Source organism: Microcoleus sp. Aus8_D2 (assembly GCF_036702665.1).
GTDB lineage: Bacteria > Cyanobacteriota > Cyanobacteriia > Cyanobacteriales > Microcoleaceae > Microcoleus.
Map to the genome: position 1 here is coordinate 1 of NZ_JAUBUN010000087.1, position 5,212 is coordinate 5,212.

Annotated in this window: 2 protein-coding genes; both read right to left on the bottom strand. The window is 45.4% G+C overall.

What is annotated here, in order from left to right; all coding sequences use genetic code 11:
• On the bottom strand, positions 1-476 hold a 476-nt coding region (locus QUB64_RS32520), incomplete at its 3' end, for a DUF4347 domain-containing protein (RefSeq protein ID WP_333278694.1).
• Between the two features lie 622 nt (positions 477-1,098).
• Positions 1,099-5,212, bottom strand: a 4,114-nt coding sequence (locus tag QUB64_RS32525; RefSeq protein ID WP_333394340.1) for a DUF4347 domain-containing protein, incomplete at its 5' end; no start/stop codon positions are given.

Below are 5,212 nucleotides of genomic sequence, written 5' to 3' on the forward strand. Positions count from 1 at the left end.
GCTGTGTTTGAGTTGGTGGGCGAACCCGCCCCTACAGGATTATTTAAAATCTTGCCAGATGACAATTTTAATCGATTTTCGCGATCGCACTGGGAATTCATTATTTGGCAGACTTGCACGCCAGCGCGAGTCCCCGACGCCACATTACAACCGTAAATCAAAATATCCGCACTGCTTGTAAAAGCACTGCGCCATTCCTGCAATTGCTGGGAATAAGTTTCTAGGTTATCGACAGACAATCCGGCTTTACCGAGTTCCAAGCTTCCGGGAGTACCATGAGAAATGATGTGAATGCTCTCAATATTGGTGCGAAGAGCTAAAATATGAGTAATTTGGTCGATCGCATCCTTATCCCCATCTAACACCACAACTTCCGTACCCGGTGTTACCCCAGCCACCAAACTGTGATAATTTGGTACTCTTGTGTCGATAAAGGCGATCGCTCTTACTGAAACTGGACTGTTTAAATTTGACATAATACACCTATTTGGGGTAAAAAAAGACAACAATTCCCCTGTTTCGTGACTGGTGTCCGAAACAATTTATCAATTTTGATTTACACAGACACAGTATTTCTGCGTAAAAAGTCGGTGATTTCTCATGTGTTGTAGCCACAATAACAGTTTTTTTAGCAGAGTTATATAAAGTTTTCTTTAAAAAGAGCTGGTTAATTAAAGTACCGATAAAGATGCCGCAAATATTTAAGTATAATTACTGCGATGAATGCGAGCTGAAAACAGCACAAATACTTGTGAAATGTAAGTGCAATTGTACTGAAATTTTAGATGTCGCAATTGATACGTATTTGAGGTGAGTAAGATGATGTGCGATCGCCAAAATTGCACGCTTCGATCGCGGGTAATTGGCCCGACAGGATATCATATCGTATCCGCTCGATTAACCACAGTAAGATTCGTTCGTAGTCGTTCGTAGTGCGTCTTGGCGTCCGCTCTCAAGCTGCGGACGCCAGGACGCACTACGAACCTTACCGATCGCGGGTAATTGCGCCAACATGATACAATTGGGCGATTTTTTCGGAGACAACCCGGTTTTTTAGATAAACCGGGTCATTGAGGGCGATCGCACATTACACACTAACTACAGCAAAGTGAAATCCGCCGCATTAATCGCAGTTGCAGGCACTCCAATTAAAGAAGCAAAAAGTTGTCCGGTAGGGGCAAAACTAATCTGAGTTATGCCATTACTTTGAGTAATTGCCAATTGCGAGAAAGTCACTCCATTACCGAGAATCAGCAAATCTTTACCATCTTCAAAATCGGTAACGGTATCGATGCCGGAATCAACAGAGAGTAAAAAGCGATCGCTGCCAACACCCCCAATCAAACGATCGTTGCCCAAATCACCCGATAAAACATCATCGCCTTCACAGCCAATCAAAGTATCATCATCTTCACCTCCATAAATGCGATCGTTTCCTTCGCCTCCATCTATCAAGTCATTATTTCGATCGCCCTTCAAATAATCATCACCTTGACCGCCGCACAAAGTATCGTCGCCTAAATGTCCTAAGATGGTATCATTGCCTTCGCTACCCATGATTAAATCGTTATCTTTGCCGCCAAACAAAAAATCATTGCCTTTACCGCCATCAATCCAGTCATCACCCTGATTCCCGTTAATAAAATCATCATCTTCTCGCCCATTAATAGAATCGCGACCGCGATTGCCAAAAATGATGTCTGATCCTTCACCTCCTAATATAATATCGTTGTTTTTGCCTCCGAATAGTAAATCATTTCCCTGGTTGCCCACAATAAAATCATTTCCTTCATTGCCGTTAACCGAGTCATTGCTATTGCCACAAAAAAGATTGTCGTTGCCTTCTTGAGTATTGAAAAGATTGGGACTTTCACTGCCGTAGAAAGCATCATTTTGCTGAGTGCCAAACTGATTTATATTGCTGCCGTTGTCGTACAGAGTATCATCAACTTGATTGGGTTGGTTGAGCTCGGGAGGTACAATTGTGCGGCAAATACAATCGGTGTCTGGGGCTTGAGGCGCGTCAGTTGGGGCGGGGGGAGGAATTATTACGGGTGTTGGTGTTGGTGTTGGCGTTGGCGTTACTTCTGGCGCAGGTGTTGGAGTCGGAGTTGGTGTGGGAGTCGGAGTCCGAGTTATTATTGGTGTTGGAGTTGGTGTCGGGGTTGGTGTTGTGTCGTTATCAGCGATCGCCACTGTCACACCGGAAATCACTATTTGATTATACTTAGTATCAGCACTCGTGGCTGTATGACCGATCGCCCCTGCGTGCGGCCCTTCAACAACCGTATCGTCTGTAGCCGTTACTGTAACTGGTTTCGCCACATTCCAGTTACTAGCGTCAAAGGTAATCGGGGCGATCGCATTTATTTGAGTACCATTCGCGAAACTAACCGTCACCGGTGCCACGGGCTGGGAACTTAGTTTGATGCTGTACGTGCCAGTAACAAATCCTTCCGTCGCAGTTGTGCTCGCAGGTGAAACAGTCACGCCTGCTGTATCGTTGTCAGCAATCGTGGCAGTCACAGGAGGAATCGTCAGGTTGTTATACTTGGTATCTGTGCTGACAAGATTGTGAGCAATCGTGCCGCTGCGGGTTCCTTGGGCTATGCTGTCATCGATCGCACTAACAGTAACATTTTGAGCAACATTCCAATTATTCTGTGTAAAAGTAACAGGCGCGATCGCGCTAATTTGACTGCCCGTGTCAAAATTAATCGTAACTGGGGCAACGGGTTCAGAAGTGAGAACCAGGCTGTAAGTGTCTGTGGCACCGCCTTCGCCGATTTCGGTACTGCCTCCTGATTGGATAATAGAAACACCAGCGCGATCGTTATCGCCGATCGGTATAGTAATATTGGCAATTGTCAAGCTGTTATAATTGGCGTCGGCACTGCTAATAGCGTAAGTAATAGTGCCAGCGAGCACTCCTTGCACTATATTGTCATCGATCGCGCTAACGGAGACAGTTTGAGGCAGATTCCAATTTTTACTATCAAAAGTAATTGCCGCAATAGGATTAATGCGATCGCCTCCATTTAAACTGATAGTAACGGGTGCTGTTGGTTGCGAAGTTAGCTTAACTGCGTAACTGCCTCCAGCGCCACCTTCTGTAATAATTGGACTCAGGGGTACGATATTGATACCTGCTTTGTCATCATTGGCGATCGTAGTTGTAGCAGTTGCAGCAGTAATCGTAGGTGTTATACCCGGTGCAACAGGATTCGACAGCGAAACCGCAATAGTTTCATCGGATTCTACTACTGCGTCACCTAACACATCAAGAGTAATTGTTTTCGATGTTTCACCCGCTGCAAAATTAATCGTGCCAGTAGCAGCAGTTGCCCCAGAAGTGCCGCCAATATTATTGTAATCGCTGCCGTTGGTAGCAGTACCGGCGATCGCATAATTGACGCTACTTGCCCCGCCAATATCGCCGCTGCGAGTCGCGGTGAAAATTAGAGGTTTTGTGCCACTATTGCCTTCGGGAATGCTAGGAATCTCAGTCGCCATGGCATAAGAGATTTTACCGTTGGCAGCAATAGTTAGCGTAGTGCGATCGATCGTACCTGCAAGACTACCTGTAATTGTGCCAAAGCTGAAAATAGCAGTTTCGGCATTTTCAGCTATGTTGTCGGGTTTGATAGTAACTGCAACATTCTGAGTGAGAGTAGTAGTATTGGCGGGGAAAGTAACAGTTTTCGGTGCAAAGATGTAGTCTAAATTTTGGGTGGCTGTACTGTTAGGATTAATGACAATTGGTACAGTTACCGTAGTGGTGGGAGTGCTATCGATAGTGACGGGAATATTAATTATCGTGTCTGTAGTTCCTTCTGTGCCACTGTAACTAGGAGCACCAAAATTAACCTCGATCGGAGCGAGAATAATTGTTACCTTTCTAGCCCCCGAACCCACGCGGTATGGCCCGTCAATAATCCTGTTAAAGCTAGCATAAATATCGGAGTTAACTGCTCCGGTGGCATCGGGTTGACCGGCAAGAGCATACAAATACGGCGAATTCAAACTATTTTGCAGTCCGTTATTATTGTTCCATGCCAGCTTTTGGTTGCTAACTTCTAACTCGAGACGGGAACCGTTACCTACCAAATTAGGGACATTTCCCTGGATAATCTGAGCGCCCGGAGGTGTATTGTAGTCGTTACCAAAAACGGCCATATTCCCATTCACAATCTGCATCTCAGCATCATTACTCTGATCGCCTCCATCCCCTCCATAACCGTTGTTCGATACCGAATCACCAATATTTACCGTCCATCCTGATGGTGTTGTACCGTAGTCAACGATAAATTTAGCGCTGGTTAAGCCTTGAAAATCTATTTTTACCAACGTTTCTAACCAACTGTCGCCGTTGGAATCAGTCGGAGGTTCCAAGAGAGTAATAAACTGGTTTAGCGTACCTGTAATCGTGCCTGTTTTTAAGTTAATTTCGTAGGGTTCAATAGGTAAGATATATTCGTAAGCTGCTAAGACTTCGGGTGCAAATACTAGCGGTGTGTTAATTTCCCCGGTTGTTGCTTCGAGTTTCCAATCGCCACCTTTGGCTGCGCTTCCCGTGAGGTTTTTGGAAGCTGCAACATTGGTATTTGTGAGTTGGGCGATGCGCTGGATGAAGGCGAGACCATCTATTTCTAAATCTACATCTAAATCTCTCGCTTGTTCCCCGGTACCGCCGTTCGTTTCAACCCCCGTTCGAGCGCGAAAGTCCTCTTCATAGGACTGAATAAATGAATTGTTTTCAGTCGGTTGAAACCGACTTTCGCGCTCGAACAGGGAATTAATTCCCTGGCGGACTTTCGGGCAAGCGCGAAATGTTAAAGAGCTATTTTCAGTCAGTTTTAACTGAGATATTGCACCAATGTCAATTGGGGCTTTTTCATGGGGGAGGGCGGGTTTATTTAACCTGTCTGTTGTCTTTAAGACTGTTGGTGAACCCGCCCCTACAGGATGATCGATCGTGCTGCAAGCTGTCAGTTTCAACTGAGATATTGTACCATTCTCAACAATCGAGAGAGAAACCGGGTTTCTGACATTGGTGCATGAATTGTTTCCAGTCGGTTTCAACCGACTTTCGCGCTCGAACAGGGAATTAATTCCCTGGCGGACTTTCGGGCAAGCGCGAGGTGTTAAAGAGCTATTTTCAGTCAGTTTTAACTGAGATATTGCACCAATGTCAATTGGGGCTTTTTCATGG